The sequence below is a fragment of the Sphingobacterium siyangense genome (assembly GCF_007830445.1).
In the GTDB taxonomy this organism is placed as follows: Bacteria; Bacteroidota; Bacteroidia; order Sphingobacteriales; family Sphingobacteriaceae; genus Sphingobacterium; species Sphingobacterium siyangense.
Window position 1 is genome coordinate 59,515 of record NZ_VLKR01000002.1, and the last position, 21,971, is coordinate 81,485.

Sequence of the window (21,971 nt, forward strand, 5' to 3'; positions counted from 1 at the left end):
ACTCAATACAGTATAAAAAGCCGTTTTATCGATAGGATAAAACGGCTTTTTTATGCCAATACATCTTGAAAAGCTATTGTTTTATCGAAGATAGCTTTCGCATAGGGACAATTTGGGATAATTTTGGCGTCATTCTTTCTGGCATAGTCAACAGCCTCCAGTACCAATTTTTTTCCCACACTCATTCCCTGATACTCATCGTAGACTTCTGTATGATCAATGGAAAACTCATGATCGTTTTGCCAGGTATACTCTAAAATTCCGGCTTCATTATTTTCAACTTCTGCAATAAAATTGCCTCTTTCGTCCCTTTCGATGTTTCTTATTTCCATAGTTTTTTTTAAAAATAACGTCCAAATGATCTTTTTGTTTTATGGAATTTTTCAATTTTGTGATCGAAATAAATCTTGTTTAAAAAGATCGAAAGATCGATGGGCTTCAGATAACTGACTGTTATCAGGGTCCATTGTACGCGACTAGGTTTAGACAAAAAATTATGAACTGGATATTCGTGTTTAAAGTCGAAGAAACGAATCGGTTCCAGGTTAAGATCACTTTGTACAGGATCGCTCAATATCCCTTTTTTAAAGAATTTTTTGTACCTTTGCAATTATCTCCTTAGAACACATCGCATTTTTATCTTTTCAACGAAGCTCTAAAGGTCCGTAACCTCCTCGGGAACATTTATTTTAATCCATATTGAATGAGCAAAAGCCAAATTACATTTAACAAAAAAGAACGAGAAAAAAAGAAACTACTCAAAAAACAACAAAAAATTGAGAAAAAAGAATTCAACAAAACAAACAACGACAAGGGGAAATCTTTGGAAGAATTGTTTGCTTATGTTGATGAACATGGGAATATTTCAGATAGACCTGCGATAAAATTGAAAGAAGGGGAGAGTCCAAGCATGGCCTCAAATCATCATGACGAGTATTCCTTCGGAAAAGTTGTCCATTACAATAACGACTCCAACTATGGGTTTATTAGAGACAACGAAACTCAGCAATCTATTTATTTCAATGACCGTCTTGCTGGACAGAAATTGAACCTGAATCAGAAAGTGAAGTTTAAATTTAAAAGTGCTAAACAAGGTGCTCAAGTCACTGAAGTCTTGATCGAGTATTAGCTGAAAAAGTACTCTTAAACGAGTATTGATGATTATAAGGCCTTTTGTTTGATGTCAGGGTATTTGGAGTCAAACAAAGGTTTTTTACATTTATTCGAATGCCTGCTTTCCCGCTAATGGTATTCTTAATAAAGAGAGGCTTCCTGCAGTTTCAGCATTTAAATCGCTTTCATTAATCGCTCTTGAGAGCGAAAAGAGTTTTTCCCTACCGGTATAATTTCACGATTACCTTTACAGAAAAAGTTCAATTTTTAGAATTCCCCTTTATTGTGAATATGTCGTTGATCTAATTTTGATGTGATCTGTCTACTTTTTACGTGATTTGTATACTTTTTATGCTGTCCTTCTGAGGTTACCCTTGTCGTTTTGTGATATTTTGCCTTAAATGCTGTTGATTCTACGTTGTCTTCTAAGAATTTATAAGGTAAATTTCTGCTTATTGTTCCTCTCTCGGATAAGTTGATGATTTTTTTTGATATAGAAGGATTGATGGAAACAGAAATAAAATAACCCTCCAGCAAAGTAAGCTGCGGCGTCAGCAATATCTCCGGTATTATAAGTGGTACATTGAGGCATGATCCATTCAAAAAGTAAGGAGGTGAAGAATGAAATTATCCAGATTTGGTAAAGCGGATAACCATGGGCTCTGCCATTGTTGAATACATAACTACCTACTATAGATGAACAATGGATAATAATCGGTACAAAAACGAAATCAGTCAGCCAGTCGTTTAGGAAGGGGATAGGGAAATGATTAGCCCGAGTAAATCGAATAAAGAACCAACAAAACCAGTAGAAGATAAATAAGCCGTCAAACAGCTCCCTACTTAATGAGCGAAGGAAACGGCGATTAACATTGCTATAGCACCACATGCCATTAAAGTTAAAAACATAAAGAAAGCAGTCTGTTTACCGAATTTCTTCCAAGAACTGTCGTTTGGATGAGCTGGGATTAAAGTTTGTTTTAATTCGATGTATTGCCTTTTTAGCCAATTTCCCGTTGATTTTTCCATGTATTATGATCTTATTTTTAGTTTATGATGCAAAATTAGAACAACTGTTCTAATTTTGCATCATGAATACGAAAGAAAAAATTATTGTGGGCGCGTTGAAGCTTTATAATCGTGATGGTATACGTACGGTAACAACGCGTCAAATTGCTCAGGAACTGAATATAAGTGCCGGTAATCTTCATTATCATTTTAAACATACCGAGGATATTATTTTTCAACTTTTCCAATTATTGCAAAATGAGTATGAAAAGATGATTTTGAAGCCTGAAGATGATGCAAGCACATTTCGCCAGGTGCTGGATAGTTTTATTGATGGCTCTTATGCGCTGATATCGAAATACAGGTTTATTTTTGAGAATTTTGTTGAAATTTGCAACTGGATCCCCAGTATTGCAGAAGCTTACAGAAATTTGGTGACACAGCGTGAAGAGCAACTTGTCTCTCTATTTTTGTATTACGCTGAGTTAGGCATGTTTCGTTCTGATATACCCTTGGTAAATTTACAGGGGTTCGTGCGCCAACTTCTTATCATTTCAGATTTTTGGAGCTCAAGCTATGCTGTTTTGGCTGCACACCAAAATGGAAATCCACTGGAAGATTATAGACAGACGATTCATACGGCCTTTTATCCATATCTTCTTTAAAGGAACGGGGCAAATTGAATCGCTCCTTGGATTGTTATTCTTTCCTTAATGTGAAAATGGTAACCTCGGGTCGGGCGTTGAATCTGATGGGAATGCTGTGTCCCAGTCCGCGGTTGATATATAATGTTCTGTCTCCGCTTATTTTCTTGATTCCTTGATCGTAGTTTTTATTTTTTACGGGAATAATCGGGGAGCCCCAAAAAGGAATTCTTACTTGGCCAGCATGTGTGTGTCCTGCCAGGATCCAGCCATTGTATCTATTCCAGCCGTCGAGGTCTGCGGCATCCGGATTATGACATAATACTAAACTGGCTTGAGATTGATCGTAGTCTTTCATGGCCTTTACAAGGTCAAAGTTTGTTCCCCAAAAGTCATCTATACCAAATATTCTTAACCCTTGGGTTATTACGCTTTCATTTCTCAATACTTTTATCGAATATCCATGGAGTAGGCTAACGATTGAATCTGCTGCCGCACTGTCCTGAAAATTTTTTCCATAGTCATGATTGCCTAGAATTGCCAATGTTTGAAGTTTGCCTTTTGGGGCATCTTGCATGACTTCATTGAGTTGTTCTAAGGGGATTTTATTGTTAACAAGACGTACAAAATCGCCGGTGTATACCACGATATCGGGCTTTAATGCTCCGATTTCCCGAAAGGTTCTTTTTATAAAATCTTTATCCACATAGTTGCCGATATGGATGTCCGAGATCTGGATCAATGATTTTCCTTCCAATGCTTCTGGTAAATGTTTTACAGTTAGATTGATCTGCTCGTATTTTACCCAATGTGGCTCGATTTTCTAGCTGTAAAAACCGAGCAATGCACCCATTACGAATAAACATATTGCTATATGCTTTAATTTTCGCTTATTTTTCATAGCGCTAAATTAACTTTTCCAGTCAGATTTGCTAATCTTCATATTGAGGCTTTTCCAGGTTTCGTTGCCAATTGTTACTTCCGAAATCATATTTTCGTTAATTCGAAAACCTACGGCTTCATAACATCGGATTGCATTGTGATTCCAGTCATAAACGTTTAAATCGGCTGTTTCATAATTGCCTTCAATAAAAAGCCGCCTGAGGAGTGTGTTCACAGTGCTCTTGCCGTAACCTTTATTTCGTTCGGAACTTTTTGCAATTAGGATGCGGCAAAGTCTTGGAATGTCCCGTTCGAAGCTTAATTCGCAGTGGCCGATAATTTCTTTGGTTGCTGTGTCGATTATTTTAAAGGCGTTTCGCTTTAGGTCTTGAATGTATTTTTCAAGTTGGTAATCGGTAAGCGGAAACGAAAAATACGGTCCTGCGAACTGTAATAGTTCCTCTGCTGATCGAATCCATGACTTAAAAAGCGGAAAATCTGATTTTTCGAATTGAAGTAGTGTTATCATGATTATTGTCTAGTTGCCGTTCTGAAGGTAAATCAATTTAGAAAATTCTCGAGCCCGATCCTAAAGAAATTACTGAATTTTACGAAATTCGTGTGAAATATATTAAAAGAGTATTATGCCGCAGCTTATTTTAGATACAATTATAGAAGCTCCTTTATCGGTTGTTTTTGACTTGGCACGTAGTATTGATCTGCATATGTATTCGACAAAGAAAACTGGGGAGAAGGCAATTGATGGGGTGACGACAGGATTAATCGAGGTAGGTCAGCATGTGCGTTGGCGTGCAAGGCATCTTGGCGTAAAGCAAACATTAACTGTACAGATAACAGCGATGGAAAAATCTCATTTTTTCGAAGATCGAATGACTCAAGGAGTGTTTCATTCGATGGATCACCAGCATATTTTCAAGGAACTGGAACATGGTAAAGTATTAATGCGCGATGTGTTCAATTTTAAGGCTCCTCTCGGGGTTCTGGGAAGGCTTGCAGAATGGCTATTTTTAACCCGATACATGTTGCGCTTTCTGGAAGAAAGAAACCAGGTGATCAAAGAAGTTGCTGAGTCGGGTAAATATCGGCTGTATCTTCCAGTCTAGTTTTCTTTGGGAATAAGCGATAGGTTGTAGGTGTCGACTGTTGGTTTTCGCGAGAAGCATAGGACTGAATTTTTTAACTGGATCACATTTAGCAGTTCAATGAGCGATGATATGGGGATGCTCCGCTTTTTCGCTGAATTATCTGAAAACTCGTATGTGTTTAATGGTTTCTAGCGACAACAACTATCGTTGGATTTTCCTTCCGAAGTTGCTCCTGTAAGAAATCAAAAGCTCCTTTCTGATTCATGGTGACCTGATAGATTTTGTTGAATTCATTATAGAAATAGATGCGATAGCTGTTGGGCCCCCGGTAGTTTCTTATGATTTTTGTTTCAATGCGATGGATTTGACTAATTGGGATCTGTTTGTTTCCAATGAATGGGAAAAATAAAATTTCATTTTCACAAAAAAGATATGGGGAGATAGCTGAAAAGATGCGGACCAGCCGTCTGCTATATTGTTGGTAGATATCAAGATCATCGTCGTTCAGTTGTTGTAGTGCATGGATGAATTTTTGGTTTTTAATGTAAGCTATCCAACTCAACAGGCCGAACGCAAAGCCTAGGTAAGCGAAAAGAAAGGATAGGGTAGGGAGTGATTTGTAAAAAAACGATAGCCTGTCTTCACTGTCCGACCATTTCTGAAAAAAAGACAGCAGAAAAAATCCGTAACAAAAAACGAACATCGCGAGGAATATACCAATGATTACATTGCGGGTTTTCCTGATTTTTACAAGTTCTGCTTTTAAAAATGATCTCGATAAAGAGGGGGTGTTACTCATGGTTTGTTGGGAAAACTTAAATATAATAAAAGCGTTTGTTTTGTTCTGTGTGAATTTGATTTTAATGGATTTGGGTAGTTTTAGTTGTAATGTTTTACTTAAGGCTATTCTGTTTATTTAGCTGTATTAAATCTTCTTATTGATTTATTTTGTTGTTTTTTGAAGCTATTGGCTATACCGAAAGGGGTGTCTAACTCATCACATTCCAGTGCTGGTCCGATGCTGTGAAGGTTGTTTTAAGCTCGTTTTTGCTTCTTTTTTTCTTGAGTGACCGTAAGGTGCTTTACTCGGAGAAGATGTCTTAAATCGATTAAAAGAGGGCTAGAATTAAGTCTGGTGATTTGGATGGTTGGTCTCGGTCGCCGCAGATCGATTCAGGCGGGAGTTGCGTGTCTATGTAGCGGACAAGTGTCCTGTATCATCCTATAGTTTTGCTGAAAGGTTGTTATTACTCGTTCTAAGTAATTTTATTCAAATTGTAAGTAAAGGACTAATTGTGTAGAGATGTTGTCTTAGATCGAATTAAAATGGTGTAAAATCCGGTGTTTGCTTATATTTAATGAAGTGGTCTTTACAAATGAACTTGCTTTGGGTGTCGAAACGTTTCGCATGATGTTGGTAGAAGCGCTAGAGAAATTATAGTTAAGTACAAGTGCGCGCTCTACTACATGGATGCTCTTTTCGTAGGTAATCATCGTTAATGGCGGGAACTGTGACCTCGAACTGTACAATACACATGAAGAATTTAAAGATTGTGGTCTCCTGTATTTTTTTGTATCCGGCACTGGAGGGAATGCCCGCTTTAGCGCTATCCATGAATAACAGAAAGGGTGTGGATAAAATTTTATCCACACCCTTTCTGTTATAAAAATCAAGCTTTTTAAACCGTTTTATATGTGTTTTATTTATTTATATAAAATATGTAATATGTTGTTGTTTAGATGTTAATTTGTATTTTTTTTGGTTTTATATTAAAAGCTGCAAAATTGTATGAAAATGGTGTGATAGTCAGAAAATAATTCATGTTTTTTGGGTTTAACCCAAAAGAAATACGTCAAAAAAGGAGCATTGTTGCCTTGGTATAGGCTGACAAAAAGCCTATTTCCTTGTTTCATGGAGCGGATTAAATAAAAAGTGAGGGTTACTTTCAGGGAGTTATATCGAGTTTGGTGGCGACCTGATAACAAGTTTAGAAATGGTCTTGGGGTATCCTATTTCGCGTAATTTCAATGATTTGAATAATTGGATGCCGGGACGCTTAAATGCGATACATTCTAATGTTTTGTAATTTTTATATTGCTTTTAATCAGCTGTGTTATGTGGATTATGTGAACGTGTAGTTTTATACGAAAAAAAGCGAATTTTACGTCTTCCGAATTATTTTCAAAACGGTACTCAATAGAAAAAATGAAGGAAAAAGCTGAAGATTTAGCCTGTTAATCCAAGGAATTACCCGTGGTTTTATTCGGGTCGATATGGCTTTTCGTTAACAGGATTTTCCCTTTAATCAGGTCATCATTGAATTGGCCGACCGTTGTTTTTTGAAGCATTTCCGAGAGGTTGTTGCGTATGCTTTTGAACTCGTGATGCAAGGGACAGGGATATTGTTCGGAGCAGAATTCAAGCCCCATGCCGCAGCCGACAAATAGACTTTCACCATCGATCGCTTTGACGACTTCGGATAGTGGAGTGGACATGTCTTCCCTATCGAGGTAAAATCCACCACCAGGTCCCTTCATGGATCGAATGATACCTGCACGGCTTAGATTCTGTAGTATCTTGCCTAGAAAAGCTTCCGGAGAATGGATGCTCTCTGCTATTTCTTTTATGCTCACGCGTTTATTTTCTTGGGAGCTTTGTGCGATAAAAAAAACTGCCCGTAGTCCATATTCACATGTTTTAGAAAAAATACCCATAATCTTTTTGCTTTTTGCAAATGTACAAAATCAAAAATAGCCATCCGCCAATGATTAAAAATTAGGGATGACTATTTGATGAAGTGGGGTAGTGCAATTAATTTAGTTGCAAAGATGCTGGACCAAATTCTTCGAAATGAATGTTCTCAGCGTTGACACCCTGATTCGTTAAATATTGGAAGTGCTTTTTGATAAATCCTGATGGGCCACAGAGGTAATAGTTTGCCTCCTGTGGAAGATGCGAAGCATCTATTTTAGCGAGATCAACCCAACCCACAAGTACGTCGGCATCCGCATCTTGAGCTTCGTCATAGAAAGAAAAACTAGTTATGTTTTGATGTTGATTTTCCAATGTTATTAATCTTTCTTTAAACGCATGTAAATCAGGGTTACGGCAACCGTGGATCCAAGTGATTGGTTTGTCTTCTTTCTTGTCAGCTAAATGCTCTAACATGGCAATTAATGGGGTCTGACCAACTCCACCACTAATAAATACATGTGGTTTTTCACTTTCGATAAGTTGAAAGGAACCTGTAGGTGCTGTGAGTTCCAGTTGTTTTCCAACTTCAAAGTATTGATGTATATAATTACTCACCATACCCTCAGGTTTTCCTTCCGTAGCTTCTCTTTTTACCGAAATCCGAAGGTACTCTCCATTGCTCGCATCGGAAAGACTATATTGTCTTGGTTGATACAGGTGTAATTCGGGAAGAAATACACGTACACTTACATACTGGCCTGCCTCATGTTTTGGAAGTTTTCCTTGATCTGTTGGCTTAAGATAAATAGACTGAATCTCGGCGGTCTCAGATACCACTTTTACAATGGTGAATGGCTTCCAACCCGTCCATCCGCCCTCGTTCTGGATCATTTGATCATACATATCCTTTTCGACTCCGATCATCAGATCTGCTAATTGAAAATAGGCAACTTTCCAGGCTTCAATCAGTTCTTCTGTTGCTGCATCCCCCAATACTTCTTGAATGGAGGCCAATAGATGCTTGCCAACAATCTGATAATGCTCCGGACGAATATTGAGACTACTGTGTTTTTGTCCAATATGTTTCACTGCAGAAAGGAGGACTGCGGGATTCTCGATATGCTCCGCATAGGCTAACACAGCTGTAGCCAACGCCGTTTGTTGTCGCGCATTTTGTTGGTTTCCCATATTGAAGATATGTTTAAGCTCAGGATTGTGGGCAAACATACGTTTGTAAAAATAACTAGTCAGCGCTACACCATGTTCTTTTAAAATCGGTACAGTGCCTTTGATTAACTCTTTTTGTGCTTCAGTAATCATAATAAAATATTTAAATACCTTTTTATCTTTTATTTGATCGGAATAAAAAACAAAAAATCCACCTCGCTACGAGGAATTTTGTAAACCTTGATAGGGTTCATTTGCAAGTGACTATCGGGTACAAAAATAGAAATTTATAATAAAAGACAAAAATATCTTTTATTATTTTTTACCTGTTGTTTGGTCATCACCTGATCGATTGAAAAAGTATTATTATGATCAGCTCTGGCTATTCACAAGTTTTTAACCCTGGCTATTCCCATGTTTTGAGGTTTTTAGGGTAAAATGTCCATTCAGGGGTTTTTATAATATCCTGGTCTATATCGTACCAAGGACTAAGCGTGCTGTTGTTCCAATTGTTTAAAATTTGTATTTCTTGGGCTGGCATGTAACTTTGCGCGAGCAGCACGATTGTTTTTCCAGTATTGTCCTTGGCTAGATCAACTACAATGATTGCGTGGCCAATGGGTGATCCTTTCTGGATAAAAGTATCTCCAATCTTAACTTCCTGAGTCGTTTTTGCGCTGGGCAGCTCATCGTGTAGCGAAGCCGTATTGGCATAGGCAAACACATATTCCAGGTATTTCCAATAGGTTGGGTAGGAGTAGTCTCCTTTTGCATAGTTTGTATATGCGCGGGGCTTGCTATCGGAAAGGAAGTTGAATTTGATATCCTTATACCGCTTTTGTTGGTATAAGTAATCTGCCCTGAGTCGCATTACAGCATCGGCGCATTGGTGTAAATCGCGCTTTCCTATGTCTAGCTTCACAACACTATTGTAGATGTTATTTCTAGGTTTAATTTTTCCGTTATAATAATGTACCTCCTGGTCGATGGGGTATAATGGAAGATTTTCGAGAAAATTTCCAAATTCTTCGACCCGGTAGGTAGGCCTTTTAAAGCCTTCTGGTAACAAAATGCGCGATTTGATCGTCATCCCATCGGGGTTGATAAACTGATTTCCGTTAGGTGCTATTGACGCAGTAGTTGCCGGATTCAAAGTTTTGTTATTAGGTGCAGCAACATTTGGCTGCCCACATCCACTGAAAACCTGACACGAGAGGAGTGGAATGAGTACATATATTGATCTCATATAAAAGTTTCTGAGCTAGTGTATTGCGTTTTATCGAATATACTTAAATTTAGATATAATTCGAAGTGTGAATCATTTGAAAAAATTAAGAAATTTTTAAGCTATTCATCTACTTTTTGGATCATTTTCTGATGTAGCTTAGCCGAAGTTAATAAGAATACGATTATGTCAGGAAAACAGATTTTTCAGACGTCAAGCAAAAAGCGCTGGTACGCTTTTTCATGGATGAGCAGAGCATTGGTGATAGGTTTGATCATTGGTGTTATCTGTGTGGTTTATACATTGGGAAAGATTCAGATTCCTCCTTTTCCAACAATTAATACCAACACAGCATTGACTGAAAAGTCCACCGCCAGATTAAAAAAATCCAAACAATTTAAGGAGTTTACCATTGTAAAATCCGAATTGGAGAAGATTAAACGTGACCGGGAGCTGAAGCATTTGAAACATATTGGTACCAAAGATAGAATCAATATGGGGTTTTATGTTAGTTCTTGGTCTAATGAAGTTCGTGAGCAGTCTTTATCGGATCTACGCCGCAATATTGGTCATTTGGATATGGTTGCTATGGAATCCTTTTTTACTGTGCCTAATCAAGATACAGTAGTGGATAAAGCAGATACTGCTGCGCTTAAGGTCATTCATCAATATAAGCGCAAAGCTATCGCACAGATTTCCAATTTCAGTGGTAACGATTTTGACGGGCAGACTGTAAAGGCTATTTTACTTAATCCGGATAAACAACAGCGTTTTATAGACGATATCCTTCTTAAAGTGAAGCGCAATGGCTTTGCTGGCATAAATATTGACTTTGAGAATTTACAGTTGGATGACCACAAGGCGCTGAATGATTTTATGGGCCACATCTATACGGTATTTCATACAGAAGGCCTACTTGTCACGCAGGATATTTCACCTGAAAATGATGATTACGATCCCATTGCCTTACAAAAGTACAACGATTACATCATACTTATGGCTTATGATCAGCATTCCATTGAAAGTAATGCCGGCGCCATTTCACATCAGGCATGGGTCGAAAAAAATCTTGATGAACTTTGCAATAAGATCGATGCAGACAAGGTGATCCTGGCTTTGGCCTGTTATGGATATGATTGGCCAAAAGGCAGTGTCGGCAAGACATTGACATATGATAATGCTGTTATTTTGGCGCATAATTACAATGCTAAGATTACTTTTGATCCCGAATCTGCAAATCTCAACTTTAGCTATAAAGATGGGACAGGGATGCATCATGATGTCTATTTTACAGACGCTGCAACCTATTTTAATCTTATCCGCAAAGCAGATGACTGGGGGCTAGCTGGTATTGCACTTTGGCGTTTAGGAAGTGAAGACTCCCGTTTATGGTCATTTATTTCAAGATCATTGGACCGAGAAAATCTGAAAAAAGAACCTTTTGACTTTGGAAAGATAAGCCAGATCAATGTCGGGGGTATTCAATATATTGGGGATGGGGAAATTTTGGACTTGGTCAATAGTCCTGCTCCGGGGGAAGTGAAATTCACTTACGACCCATCAACGCTTATGGTTGAGAATCAGGAGTATGTAAAGACGCCAAGTAATTATGTAATCAAACGCTTTGGAGAAAGAGATAATACTGTGGTCCTGACCTTTGACGACGGTCCCGATCCTACGTATACACCACAAGTATTAGATATATTAAAAAAGGAACATGTTCCCGGAGCTTTCTTTCTTGTTGGTGTTATGGCTGAGAAAAATATGGATCTGGTTCGGAGAGAATATCAAGAAGGACATGAACTCGGTAACCATACCTTTTTTCATCCTGATATGTCTACAATAGGCCCAAATCGCGTTAAGTTTGAACTGAATGCCACCCGAAAGATCATCGAATGCATAACCGGTCATAGTACAATTCTTTTCCGGGCCCCTTTTAATGCCGATGCCGAGCCACAGACTGTTGCCGAAATTCTGCCTGTTGCTCAGAGCCGGAAAGAGAACTACATCAATATCGGCGAGTATATTGATCCCAACGACTGGTTACCTGGTCGTACGGCAGATGAAATCTATAATGAAGTCATAAAACAACGCGATAATGGAAACATTATTCTATTACATGATGCCGGAGGCAATCGAGAAGCGACTATAGCCGCCTTGCCGCGCATTATTCATTATTTTAAATCACATGGTTATAAATTTGCGACGATTGGAGATTTAATGGGGAAAAAACGTGATGAACTGATGCCTCCTGTAGAAAATGCTTCCGATTCGGGATTTAGTGGATCTTCCAACCGCTTGTTCTTAGGAACATTGTTTTACGGTAACATCTTCCTTAACTTGGTTTTTTCCGTTGCAATTGTATTGGCAATTTTTAGAACAGCAATGATTGCTTATCTGGCAATCCGACAAAAACAAAAAAGTAAAAAAGAGCGATCTCAATTGGTTGTGGAACCTCGGGAAAAGGTGAGTGTGATCATTCCTGCCTATAATGAGGAAATAACAGTGTTGGCAACGATAAAAAGCCTGTTGAATTTGGATTACCCCAATTATGAATTGATTTTTGTTGATGATGGATCAAAAGACAAGACTTTTGAGATTGTCAGTAAGGTGTATGGCGATCATCCTAAAGTAAGGTTATTTACAAAACCAAATGGGGGCAAGGCTTCTGCGCTTAACTATGGTATCCAACAATCCGAAGCACAGTTTGTGCTTTGTATCGATGCCGATACACAATTGAAAACAGATGCGTTAAAACAGTTGATGAAATATTTCAATAAACCTCAGATCGCCGCTGTTGCGGGTAGTGTTAAAGTGGGAAATGTGCATAATATATTGACACATTGGCAATCGATCGAATATATCACCTCACAGAATATGGATCGGAGAGCGTTCGATTTGCTCAATATGATATCGGTCGTACCAGGAGCAATTGGGGCCTTTCGTAGATTTGTTATTTTGGAAGTGGGCGGATTTACTACGGATACATTAGCGGAAGATTGTGATTTAACCATGCGTATATTAAGAGCGGGTTATACCGTGCGAAATTCATCTGAAGCAATCGCTTATACGGAAGCACCAGATACGGTCAAAATGCTCTTCAAGCAACGTTTCCGTTGGAGTTTTGGTGTGTTGCAGAGTTTTTGGAAAAATAAACAGACCTTGTTGAATCCCAAATATGGCTATTTTGGTATGGTCGGAATGCCTAATATTCTGATTTTTCAGATTATACTTCCTTTATTTGCTCCTTTGGTCGATATTTTTATGTTATTCTCTCTAGTGAGTGGTCTTTTCTCCTTAAGCGAGGTAAATGGTATCAGCTGGACGGGAATTGCAGGATTATTTTCACTGCATAACGGTTTTGGTCAAGTGATGTTTTATTACTTCCTTTTTGTATTCGTGGATATGTTCTTTGCAGGTATTGCCTTTAAAATGGAAGGCGAGAAGCTTAGCAATTTAATTTATTTGTTTCCGCAGCGTTTTTTCTGGCGTCAACTGATGTACTTCGTTTTATTCAAATCTGTCAGAAAAGCGATTAAAGGTGAATTAAATACTTGGGGTACCTTGAAACGTACGGGCGGGGTGAAAGAGGTAACAACAAGTGAATAAGAAGCCGGTAACAACAAGTGAATAAAAAGCAGACACGTGCATGAGCTAAACGATAGCGATCTGATGTAGTTCCTTCGTCGGATCGTACACTAGGATCACTATCGCCAGCCTGCCAAAAAATTATACCGAGATTTTTAATTGACCTTGAGAATAGGTACTTTCAATAAAAATAGCGACCAAATGAAGATACTTTCCGCTCAGCAGATAAACAGGATTGATAGTGAAACCCTAAAGGATCAAAAAATCAGTAGTCTAGACCTGATGGAACGAGCTGCAACAGTTGTTTTTGAGGAAATTAAAAAGCTTCATCCCCGATTGGAGCACAGTACCTTTTTCATCTTCTGCGGTAAAGGAAACAACGGCGGCGATGGCTTGGTGCTGGCTCGTCTGTTGGATCAACAACAGGCCCAAGTCAAGGTTTATTTAATGGATGTAGCGGATTACTCCGCTGATAATCTTGCCAATCAAAAGCGTTTACCCAATCATATGATTCAAAAAATTGCAGCGGAAAACCAGATTGATATCCCTTCCGATGCAATCGTACTGGATTGCTTGTTTGGTTATGGATTAAAGCGTGTATTAACAGCTGATTGGAACGGTATAATTTCCAGTATAAATGGATGTGGTGCAAGGATCTATTCCGTCGATATGCCTTCTGGACTACTGGCAGATAAAAAGACTGCTGCAGATGTTCCAATTGTAAAGGCAGATTTGGTTTATACCTTTCAGTTTCCCAAGATGGCCTTGCTGCTGCCCGAAAACCAATGGTATGTAAAAGACTTCAAGGTATTGGATATCGATCTTAGCCAACGAGCAATTGAAGCGGCAGAAACCAATCTTTTTTATGTCGACGAGCCGCTTGTCAGGTCCTTTTATCGACAACGAAGGAAATTTGATCATAAGGGAACATTTGGTCATACCCTTATTATTGGCGGAAGTAAAGGTAAAATGGGGGCCGTTCAGCTTGCGTTAAAAGCGGCTCTTCGAGCGGGCTGCGGTTTAGCTTCCGCTTATGTACCTGACGGTGGTAATACCATCTTACAGACCGCTGTGCCCGAAGCGATGGTGTTGACTGATCCTGAACAAGATTTTATTAGCCAATTCCCGGTAATCGATGGCCATCAGTCTGTGGGTATCGGAATCGGCATGGGAACAGCGCCGCATACAATTGATGCGCTAAAGGTATTTATAACCCGTGTTAATGATACTCCTTTGGTATTAGATGCTGATGCTTTAAATATTCTTTCCCGCGAACCGAATCTTTGGGCTTTTGTTCCAGCGCATAGTATATTGACTCCCCATCCCAAAGAACTTAGCCGGATATTGGGTGCTTGGCAAGATGATTTTGAAAAGATTGAGAAAGTGAATGTTTTTGCACGTAAACATCAGTTTTACGTATTAATAAAAGGGGCTAATAGTGCTATGATTATGCCCGATGGGATGGTGTACTTCAATAGTACGGGCAATGTTGGGATGGCAACAGGAGGCAGTGGTGATATACTGACAGGGATAATCACCTCCTTGCTTGGACAGGGCTATTCTTCTAAAGAGGCTTTAATTATGGGGGTATATATGCATGGGCGCGCGGCAGATATTGCAGTGAAGACGATCGGCACCTATTCCTTATTACCTTCAGATACCATCAATCATCTTTCCGACGCGTTTATGTCTTTAGAAAAAGGATTATGATAGATTGGTACATTGAACAAGTTTTTGCCGCCCGGACCTGGAAACTTCGAAAAGAGGTTTTCGCTCCGGAAGGTAAGTTGGCCGAGGTGATGTTGGAGGGCGATTTTGAAGCGACGCATTTTGCGGCCTACGATGGAAACGAAGTGGTAGGCGTGCTGAGCCTGATTAGTTCAGGTGATACTTATACAATCCATTTCCTCGCTGTTGCTCCACATGTAAGGCTGAAAGGTGTAGGCAAAGCATTATTGAAGCATGCGCGACTATTTATCCATACGTTTGCTGGTCAATATCTTCTTGCAAATGTGACCGGCGATCAGCAACATTTTTGGACAAGTAATGGATTTGCTCTTCTGAAACAACATGAAGCCACCGTCACCTATTCATTATCTTTAACAAATGATTCTGTAAGTTAACAGTAAGTGGGAAGATAGATCGTTTTCTTATAAATGTGGCCCATGTTATCCCTTGTGACCTGTGTTATCCCTACAGATTTTCAGTATAGTTGATCCGATCCGCTTCGGTAATGTTACGTATCACCCGGCAAGGATTGCCTGCAGCTACGACATCCGCTGGTATATCTTTTGTGACGACCGATCCAGAACCAATGACCGAATTTTTTCCGATTCGCACGCCGGGGTTGACGACAACATGTCCACCGATCCATACATTATCTTCGATAACGATCGGCAACGCAAATTCCCAACCTTGATTTCTTGCTTCAAAATGGAGGGGATGACCAGCTGTAAAGAGACTTACATTGGGCCCAAATAATACATTGTCGCCTATGGTAACCGGTGCGCCATCTAAAATCGTACAATTATAGTTGCTGTAAAAGTTCTCACCAATAGCAATATTATAACCATAATCGCAACGAAAAGGAGGTTCGAGAAAGAATCGGGTTCCCGTCGCTTTAAACAGTTTTTGAATAATCTGTTTTCTGAATTTCAGTTGTTTCGGCTCTGAATCGTTAAATCGCTTCAGTTCTTCTTTTGCGTATTGTCTTTCCTTAAATAATTGCCCCCCCGAATCAATATAGGGAAGTCCGGCAATCATTTTTTCCTTTGCTGATTTCATTCAATGCCCGTTTTTCTGTAACAAACTTAGATAAATTGATTTTTAAAAGCAATAGCAATCTACGTGTTGTGAATCTAGGATATTGAGCACTCTTATTTCGCATAATCAAGGTTCTGTTTTCTACTAAGCATAATCAATGGATACCCTGTTTTCCAACAAATTATACTGTTTCCAACAAATGGACAGCTTTTCAGCGCCAGGTTTTATAGCAACGTACTGATCTGCACAAAGTGTCGTCCAACCTTCCTCCGATTTAATTCATACAGTTGTGACAAACAATTTTCGTTCGAAACGCATTTAGATAGTGGAGCACACGATGCTATTGCCTTTGTCCGGGCTATATTCAAAATATTATTCCAATGAAGATTGCTTATATAAGTACCTACTTGCCCAAAGAATGTGGAATTGCCACTTTTACATCAGATTTATTGCATGCTGTAGCACTGCATAATCAGGAACTGACGCAACATGTTTTTGCGGTCGCGGATCGGGACTATGTTTATCCCAGTGAGGTCGTGTTTAAAATAGATCAACATCGTCAATTGTCCTATATTGAAGCCGCAAATTATATTAATGAAAACGGGTACGATTGCGTCATACTCGAACACGAATATGGCATTTTTGGAGGGAATAGCGGCATATATATCTTATCATTGATTAATGCATTACACATTCCGCTACTTGTTAATTTTCACACCATTCTCGAAAAACCCAATGTTGATGAAAAGGCCATTCTTATTGAAATTGTAAAACGGGCTTCCATTGTAATCGTCATGAGCAATTATGCAATTACATTACTCAAATCGATTTATCGGGTCAATACCTCCAAAGTTAGGCTGATACACCACGGTGTGCCGGAGTTTACTTTAGATCATGAGCTTGCCAAGCTTAAAAAAGGACTTTCCGGGAAGAAAGTCTTATTGACCTTCGGTTTTTTGGGGCGAAACAAAGGAATTGAAATGGTGATTGAATCCCTCCCTGAGGTCGTCAAAGATGAACCGGATCTGTTGTACCTCGTTGTTGGTAAAACGCATCCCAATGTATTGGCACATTCCGGCGAGGAATATCGGGAATACCTGGGCAGTCTTGTGGAAACCTATCAGTTGCAGGAACATGTGAAATTTGTTAATTCCTTTGTTAGTCAAGCCGATCTTGTGGAGTATCTATGTGCCTGCGATGTTTATGTTACACCTTATGTCAATGAGGCACAGATTACAAGTGGAACATTGTCTTACGCCATCGGTGCCGGAGCTGCGGTGGTGTCCACTCCTTATTGGCACGCCAAAGAATTGCTCGCTGATGGAAGGGGAGTGCTCGTCGAATTTAAAAATTCAGCCAAGATGGCCGAGGTGCTCAAAAATCTGTTTTTAAATTTGGACTATCGCACAACACTAAGAGACAATGCCCGTATATTTGGTAAAGAGATGACCTGGAAAAATATAGGCCTTCGGTACACACGAATTTTAGATAAAATTATTCCTACCTATGATAGCCTCAAAGAAAATGTTGGATTTAGTATAGAGGAAATGCCCAAATTCAGTTGGAAGCATATCGACAGACTGACCAATCAGGTCGGTATCTTACAGCATGCAACTTATTCGCTACCGAACTACAAAGAGGGCTATTGTCTGGACGATAATGCAAGAGCACTTTTAGTTACTTTATTGGCACAGCAAGATTTTGCTGACAAAAGGCTCGATCGTCGCATCTCGACCTACTTGAGTTATATCTATTATCATCAGCGCGAAGATGGGCTTTTTCACAATTTTATGAATTTCCAACATAGTTTCCTCGATGAGGTCGGTTCGGAGGACTCCTTTGGACGGACGATATGGGCATTGGGCGTACTTCTTCGGGAGACAAAATTGACAAGCTATTATCAATTGGGGCATGAACTGTTTTTTAGGGCCGTTCCAAATTTTGGCCAGTTGCGTTCCAACCGGGCGATAGCTTATACTGTACTGGGAATTGCGGAATATTTGCATCATCAATCCAATGACGAGGTGATGATAGAGTTAATGCGGGCCCTTATCGGCAAGCTGGTACGGGAATACGAGGCAAGCTCAGATGAAAACTGGCAATGGTTTGAAGCGGTATTGAGTTATGATAACGCAATTTTGCCCTATGCGTTATTGACGGCCTATCCTTTTTTGAACGATGAAACAATAAAACAGTTGGGATTATCGACTTTAAAGTTTCTCGAAAGTATGACTGTCCAGAATGGTGCGCTTTCATTGGTCGGAAACCAGGAGTGGGCCAAGCAAGGGAAGCATATCAGCAAGTTTGGTCAGCAGCCACTTGATGTCACGGCAATGGTATTTATGTATCGTGAAGCTTTTCGATTGACCAATAAAAAGGTCTATTTTACCCGTATGATTGCTTCTTTCCGCTGGTTTTTAGGAGAGAATGATCTTCGGCTCGGTTTGTATGATGAGGAAACTAAAGGTTGCTGTGATGGCCTCGAATCCTATGGCATCAATAGAAACCAAGGGGCGGAGAGTACCCTTTGTTTCTATTTGGCTTATATCGTAGTTTACCGTGCTTTTATTGATAACGATCAGGATTCAAGATAGCGAGCAATAAATCTTCGAGCTTGATGGTCGCATAGGTTGATGCATAATCGGACATCGCATAAGGTAAAATGAGGTGTTCGTTGTGTACTATCGCTCCGCAGGAATAAATGACGTTTGGTACATAGCCTTCTCGCTCTTCGTCATTGGGCGTCATCAATGGGCTATGTAGGCGTCCAATTTCCACATGCGGGTTGTCCAAGTCCAAAAGAGCTGCGCCTAGGACATATTCACGCATTGGTCCAACGGCATGGGTTAAAATCAGCCAGCCGTATTGCGTTTCTATCGGCGACCCGCAATTACCGATCTGAACAAATTCATACGGATATTCTGGCTGTTGAATCCGGATGGCCGTTTCCTGCCATATATTGATATTATTGGAGTAGGCGATGTAGTTGTTCTCACCATCAATGCGGCAGAGCATCGCATAACGTCCATTTATTTTACGTGGAAATAGTGCAGCCCCCTTGTTGGCAATTTCACCATAAATAGGTTTCACTTTAAAATGGTAAAAATCTTTTGTGGTGAGTAATTTCGGGAGGATGCTGAATCCATCGTAAGCGGTGTATGTTGCATAGTACGTACTCTCACCTCTTTCGTTTTTGAACTGAACGAAACGCGCATCTTCAATTCCTCTCTTTTCGGTATCGGCAATCGGAAATATCACACGTTCTGAAATGGAAGTATCCAGGGAGAAAGTCATTTCATAATGCGAGGAAGCGAGCCAGAGCGCCTGTTGTAGAAATGTCACATTTTCCAGGTTTTCGTCGCTATCGCGCCGTACTTCATCGATGTACCGTTTGAGTTCCTCGTAGGTAAATGTCTCCGTTAGCTTGGCTTCCAGTTTGGACTTGACTTCCGTTGGCTCGGCATGCAACTCATTCATTTTCTTTAAGAATGACTCCTTGTGATAACGGTGATTTTTGACTTGCATAGGTTTATCCAATAAACTGCCGACATAATCGATATGTATATTGTTGTCAACATCCAATGTCCCTGATCGAAAAACGATCGAAGAGACATGGCCTTCTCCGGTTGCCCTGAAACTCAAAATAATGCGTTTTTCACCCCTGAATAATTCTGTCTGGTCCGGATGTTCTATAATGGAGGGATTAAACAATGCCGCCGATTCAATCGAATATTCCATCGTGAAATAGGAGCCGATCAGTAGCTTGTCAATTTGGCTCAGTTTCTCTTTTGGAAATGGAATCTTTTCCAATAAGTGGCTTATGCGGTCAAAATTACGTTCAAAGATATGGACTATACTACGATGTCTTTTTGTATAGCTTCGGAGTACCTGGCCAAAGACTTCTTTTCGCTCTGATTCATTCAAGGATAAGATACGTTTGAGAACTTTAATGGTACGATCATCCCCCAGTGAGAAAAAACGTGCTAAAACTCTCTTTTTATCTGGTTTAAAGTAAATATCCTTCCGTTCAACTTGTACTGGTCTATGCATAATGATATGTTGATGTTTATACCCTGTATTAGAACGAACAGTGATTGGCTTTTGTTTTTATTCTAAGCCAATAATCACCGGATATCTAATAAAAATGGAGTAACTTTGACCAAGGAAAAAATTTAGATATGATTGAAAATAGTTTAGAACCAAAAGCAATTTGGAAAAATTTCTCTGCATTGAATGCGGTCCCGAGAGCTTCTAAAAAAGAAGAGCGCGTGATTGCCTTTATGGTAGACTTTGGTAAATCCTTGGGTTTAGAAACAAGCGTTGATGAGATTGGCAACGTGCTCATCAAAAAATCTGCTACTCCGGGAATGGAGGACCGTAAAACGATTGTATTGCAGTCGCATTTGGATATGGTGCACCAAAAAAATAACGATACTGTTTTTGACTTCGATAATGAAGGCATTAAGATGTACGTTGATGGTGATTGGGTAAAAGCTGAGGGTACCACTTTGGGGGCAGATAACGGTCTTGGCGTTGCGACAATCATGTCGATTTTGGAATCATCCATTATTGAACACCCTGCCATTGAAGCTTTGTTTACGATTGATGAAGAGACAGGCATGACGGGAGCTTTAGGTTTAAAAGGCGATGTGCTTTCTGGTGAAATCCTGTTGAATCTGGATACAGAGAATGATACTGAAATCGATATTGGTTGTGCTGGCGGGATTGATGTGACGGCAACACAGTCCTATGTTGCAGAGCCTTGTCCTTTTGATACGTTATCTTTTGAAATTACAGTAAAAGGACTACATGGGGGGCATTCTGGTATGGACATTCATAAAGGTTTTGCCAATGCCAATAAAGTAATGAACCGTTTGCTATTTGGCACGAATGCACATTATGGATTGCGTATTGCTTCTTTATTGGGCGGAAGTCTACGCAATGCAATTCCGAGAGAAAGTGTTGCAAAGGTGGTTATCAGTAAGGATAAAGCAACTGACTTTGTTCAGAATTTGACACAATTGGCTCAGGATATTAAATTGGAATTTGCAACGACAGAACCGGCTATGGAAATTGTGGTGAAGCAAACTGATGCTGCTTATGCAACTGTAGTTCCAGTAAACGTGCAGGAAAACCTGATCAACAGCGTTTATGCGGCCTTAAATGGTGTTTATCGTGTGAGCGCCGATTTTGAAGACTTGGTAGAAACCTCCAATAATATTGCTAAAGTAGAAGTAGGTGGGGAAAAGGTTTCCATCAAATGTCTAACCAGATCTTCTGTTGAAACGTCTAAATTTGATTTAGCTCAATCTTTACAAGCTGCATTTGAACTGGGTGGTTTTACCGTCGGTTTTTCGGGCAATTATCCAGGATGGGCACCTAATCCGAATTCTGAGATTTTAGAAGTGCTCAAATCAATTTATACGAGACAACATGGTGAAGCTCCAGAAGTGGTGGCTTGCCATGCCGGGCTTGAGTGCGGTATCTTGGGAACAAACTATCCCGAAATGGATATGATTTCTTTTGGACCAACAATCTTAGGGGCACATTCGCCTGCAGAGCGTGTCTCCATTTCTTCGGTACAGAAGTTTTGGAGTTTTGTGCTCGAAATTCTCAAAGAGATCCCTAAAAAATAAATTTTCAACAAGGGCCTATTGCTGATTTTTTTTGACGATAGGTCATGAAAGCAAAAAGAGATAGGTCACGGAAACAGAAAGGTATGGTGTAAGCCATACCTTTTTTATTTTCATTAATTTTTCATTTTCCTTGCAAAAAATGAA

At 39.6% G+C, this 21,971-nt stretch carries 19 protein-coding genes; 9 read left to right on the forward strand and 10 right to left on the reverse strand.

Features of this window, described 5'->3' with window-relative positions; translation table 11 throughout:
- Window positions 1-50 precede the first annotated feature (50 nt).
- On the reverse strand, window positions 51-332 hold the full coding sequence (locus tag IQ31_RS02565) for a GNAT family N-acetyltransferase (protein ID WP_070565582.1): 282 nt from the start codon (window positions 330-332) through the stop codon (window positions 51-53).
- 371 nt (window positions 333-703) lie between these two features.
- Here IQ31_RS02565 and IQ31_RS02570 point away from each other — a divergent pair, with 371 nt between their 5' ends.
- Complete coding sequence (locus IQ31_RS02570; RefSeq protein ID WP_075993311.1) at window positions 704-1,129, forward strand: cold-shock protein; 426 nt, start codon at window positions 704-706, stop codon at window positions 1,127-1,129.
- An 827-nt stretch (window positions 1,130-1,956) separates the two neighbouring features.
- On the opposite strand, the gene IQ31_RS02575 is transcribed toward IQ31_RS02570, so the two are convergent.
- Window positions 1,957-2,142 carry a hypothetical protein gene (locus tag IQ31_RS02575; RefSeq protein ID WP_075993309.1) on the reverse strand — a complete coding sequence of 62 codons (186 nt, stop codon included), beginning with the start codon at window positions 2,140-2,142 and terminating at the stop codon, window positions 1,957-1,959.
- A gap of 62 nt (window positions 2,143-2,204) precedes the next feature.
- Between IQ31_RS02575 and IQ31_RS02580 the strand changes: the two genes are divergently transcribed.
- Window positions 2,205-2,786, forward strand: coding sequence for a TetR/AcrR family transcriptional regulator (locus IQ31_RS02580; protein WP_145327027.1), 582 nt, complete (start codon window positions 2,205-2,207; stop codon window positions 2,784-2,786).
- A gap of 34 nt (window positions 2,787-2,820) precedes the next feature.
- Here the strand turns inward: IQ31_RS02580 and IQ31_RS02585 are convergent, their stop codons facing one another.
- Window positions 2,821-3,522 (reverse strand): metallophosphoesterase, encoded by a 702-nt coding sequence (locus tag IQ31_RS02585; RefSeq protein WP_158638781.1) that lies wholly within the window; start codon window positions 3,520-3,522, stop codon window positions 2,821-2,823.
- Between the two features lie 153 nt (window positions 3,523-3,675).
- Window positions 3,676-4,176, reverse strand: a complete 501-nt coding sequence (locus IQ31_RS02590; RefSeq protein ID WP_145327029.1) for a GNAT family N-acetyltransferase — start codon at window positions 4,174-4,176, stop codon at window positions 3,676-3,678.
- A 115-nt stretch (window positions 4,177-4,291) separates the two neighbouring features.
- Here IQ31_RS02590 and IQ31_RS02595 point away from each other — a divergent pair, with 115 nt between their 5' ends.
- On the forward strand, window positions 4,292-4,771 hold the full coding sequence (locus tag IQ31_RS02595) for an SRPBCC family protein (protein WP_145327030.1): 480 nt from the start codon (window positions 4,292-4,294) through the stop codon (window positions 4,769-4,771).
- 160 nt (window positions 4,772-4,931) lie between these two features.
- Here IQ31_RS02595 and IQ31_RS02600 read toward each other — a convergent pair whose 3' ends face one another.
- A complete protein-coding gene (locus IQ31_RS02600; RefSeq protein WP_145327031.1) occupies window positions 4,932-5,552 on the reverse strand; it encodes a hypothetical protein in 621 nt (206 codons plus the stop codon).
- A 736-nt stretch (window positions 5,553-6,288) separates the two neighbouring features.
- On the opposite strand from IQ31_RS02600, the gene IQ31_RS28040 reads away from it, so the two are divergent.
- Window positions 6,289-6,420 carry a hypothetical protein gene (locus IQ31_RS28040; protein ID WP_280176843.1) on the forward strand — a complete coding sequence of 44 codons (132 nt, stop codon included), beginning with the start codon at window positions 6,289-6,291 and terminating at the stop codon, window positions 6,418-6,420.
- Between the two features lie 568 nt (window positions 6,421-6,988).
- On the opposite strand, the gene IQ31_RS02605 is transcribed toward IQ31_RS28040, so the two are convergent.
- From IQ31_RS02605 to IQ31_RS02615, 3 genes are all read right to left on the reverse strand, one after another.
- On the reverse strand, window positions 6,989-7,468 hold the full coding sequence (locus IQ31_RS02605; RefSeq protein WP_088162157.1) for an RrF2 family transcriptional regulator: 480 nt from the start codon (window positions 7,466-7,468) through the stop codon (window positions 6,989-6,991).
- 97 nt (window positions 7,469-7,565) lie between these two features.
- On the reverse strand, window positions 7,566-8,768 hold the full coding sequence (gene hmpA, locus IQ31_RS02610) for an NO-inducible flavohemoprotein (RefSeq protein WP_232475555.1): 1,203 nt from the start codon (window positions 8,766-8,768) through the stop codon (window positions 7,566-7,568).
- A gap of 253 nt (window positions 8,769-9,021) precedes the next feature.
- Entirely contained in the window at window positions 9,022-9,861 is an 840-nt protein-coding gene (locus IQ31_RS02615) for a DUF4846 domain-containing protein (protein WP_145327032.1), read from the reverse strand.
- 165 nt (window positions 9,862-10,026) lie between these two features.
- Here IQ31_RS02615 and IQ31_RS02620 point away from each other — a divergent pair, with 165 nt between their 5' ends.
- The 3 genes from IQ31_RS02620 to IQ31_RS02630 all read left to right on the forward strand — a co-directional run bounded on the left by IQ31_RS02620 (window position 10,027) and on the right by IQ31_RS02630 (window position 15,551).
- Window positions 10,027-13,449: a trifunctional glycoside hydrolase family 18/polysaccharide deacetylase/glycosyltransferase family 2 protein gene (locus tag IQ31_RS02620; RefSeq protein WP_145327033.1), complete on the forward strand. Its 3,423-nt coding sequence runs from the start codon at window positions 10,027-10,029 to the stop codon at window positions 13,447-13,449.
- Between the two features lie 180 nt (window positions 13,450-13,629).
- Window positions 13,630-15,138, forward strand: coding sequence for an NAD(P)H-hydrate dehydratase (locus IQ31_RS02625; protein WP_145327034.1), 1,509 nt, complete (start codon window positions 13,630-13,632; stop codon window positions 15,136-15,138).
- A complete protein-coding gene (locus IQ31_RS02630) occupies window positions 15,135-15,551 on the forward strand; it encodes a GNAT family N-acetyltransferase (RefSeq protein ID WP_145327035.1) in 417 nt (138 codons plus the stop codon). Before IQ31_RS02625 ends, IQ31_RS02630 begins: the two co-directional genes overlap by 4 nt.
- 70 nt (window positions 15,552-15,621) lie before the next feature.
- Here the strand turns inward: IQ31_RS02630 and IQ31_RS02635 are convergent, their stop codons facing one another.
- Window positions 15,622-16,212, reverse strand: a complete 591-nt coding sequence (locus tag IQ31_RS02635; protein WP_145327036.1) for a sugar O-acetyltransferase — start codon at window positions 16,210-16,212, stop codon at window positions 15,622-15,624.
- Between the two features lie 359 nt (window positions 16,213-16,571).
- On the opposite strand from IQ31_RS02635, the gene IQ31_RS02640 reads away from it, so the two are divergent.
- Window positions 16,572-18,785 carry a glycosyltransferase family 4 protein gene (locus tag IQ31_RS02640; RefSeq protein WP_145327037.1) on the forward strand — a complete coding sequence of 738 codons (2,214 nt, stop codon included), beginning with the start codon at window positions 16,572-16,574 and terminating at the stop codon, window positions 18,783-18,785.
- Here the strand turns inward: IQ31_RS02640 and IQ31_RS02645 are convergent.
- The gene (locus IQ31_RS02645) at window positions 18,757-20,241 is read right to left on the reverse strand and encodes a glycoside hydrolase family 130 protein (protein ID WP_088162150.1); all 1,485 of its coding nucleotides are present in this window, start codon (window positions 20,239-20,241) and stop codon (window positions 18,757-18,759) included. The genes IQ31_RS02640 and IQ31_RS02645 overlap by 29 nt on opposite strands.
- 128 nt (window positions 20,242-20,369) lie before the next feature.
- Between IQ31_RS02645 and IQ31_RS02650 the strand changes: the two genes are divergently transcribed.
- Window positions 20,370-21,827: an aminoacyl-histidine dipeptidase gene (locus tag IQ31_RS02650; protein ID WP_088162149.1), complete on the forward strand. Its 1,458-nt coding sequence runs from the start codon at window positions 20,370-20,372 to the stop codon at window positions 21,825-21,827.
- Window positions 21,828-21,971 lie beyond the last annotated feature (144 nt).

Excerpts from the sequence above, each read along its gene's own strand:
- IQ31_RS02590 (WP_145327029.1), bottom strand. The coding sequence starts at position 4,176 with ATGATAACACTACTTCAATTCGAAAAATCAGATTTTCCGCTTTTTAAG.
- IQ31_RS02635 (WP_145327036.1), bottom strand. The coding sequence starts at position 16,212 with ATGAAATCAGCAAAGGAAAAAATGATTGCCGGACTTCCCTATATTGAT.
- IQ31_RS02600 (WP_145327031.1), bottom strand. The coding sequence starts at position 5,552 with ATGAGTAACACCCCCTCTTTATCGAGATCATTTTTAAAAGCAGAACTT.
- IQ31_RS02650 (WP_088162149.1), top strand. The coding sequence starts at position 20,370 with ATGATTGAAAATAGTTTAGAACCAAAAGCAATTTGGAAAAATTTCTCT.
- IQ31_RS02605 (WP_088162157.1), bottom strand. The coding sequence starts at position 7,468 with ATGGGTATTTTTTCTAAAACATGTGAATATGGACTACGGGCAGTTTTT.
- IQ31_RS02575 (WP_075993309.1), bottom strand. The coding sequence starts at position 2,142 with ATGGAAAAATCAACGGGAAATTGGCTAAAAAGGCAATACATCGAATTA.
- IQ31_RS02565 (WP_070565582.1), bottom strand. The coding sequence starts at position 332 with ATGGAAATAAGAAACATCGAAAGGGACGAAAGAGGCAATTTTATTGCA.
- IQ31_RS02640 (WP_145327037.1), top strand. The coding sequence starts at position 16,572 with ATGAAGATTGCTTATATAAGTACCTACTTGCCCAAAGAATGTGGAATT.
- IQ31_RS02580 (WP_145327027.1), top strand. The coding sequence starts at position 2,205 with ATGAATACGAAAGAAAAAATTATTGTGGGCGCGTTGAAGCTTTATAAT.
- IQ31_RS02625 (WP_145327034.1), top strand. The coding sequence starts at position 13,630 with ATGAAGATACTTTCCGCTCAGCAGATAAACAGGATTGATAGTGAAACC.
- IQ31_RS28040 (WP_280176843.1), top strand. The coding sequence starts at position 6,289 with ATGAAGAATTTAAAGATTGTGGTCTCCTGTATTTTTTTGTATCCGGCA.
- IQ31_RS02615 (WP_145327032.1), bottom strand. The coding sequence starts at position 9,861 with ATGAGATCAATATATGTACTCATTCCACTCCTCTCGTGTCAGGTTTTC.
- hmpA (WP_232475555.1), bottom strand. The coding sequence starts at position 8,768 with ATGATTACTGAAGCACAAAAAGAGTTAATCAAAGGCACTGTACCGATT.
- IQ31_RS02645 (WP_088162150.1), bottom strand. The coding sequence starts at position 20,241 with ATGCATAGACCAGTACAAGTTGAACGGAAGGATATTTACTTTAAACCA.
- IQ31_RS02630 (WP_145327035.1), top strand. The coding sequence starts at position 15,135 with ATGATAGATTGGTACATTGAACAAGTTTTTGCCGCCCGGACCTGGAAA.
- IQ31_RS02595 (WP_145327030.1), top strand. The coding sequence starts at position 4,292 with ATGCCGCAGCTTATTTTAGATACAATTATAGAAGCTCCTTTATCGGTT.
- IQ31_RS02620 (WP_145327033.1), top strand. The coding sequence starts at position 10,027 with ATGTCAGGAAAACAGATTTTTCAGACGTCAAGCAAAAAGCGCTGGTAC.
- IQ31_RS02570 (WP_075993311.1), top strand. The coding sequence starts at position 704 with ATGAGCAAAAGCCAAATTACATTTAACAAAAAAGAACGAGAAAAAAAG.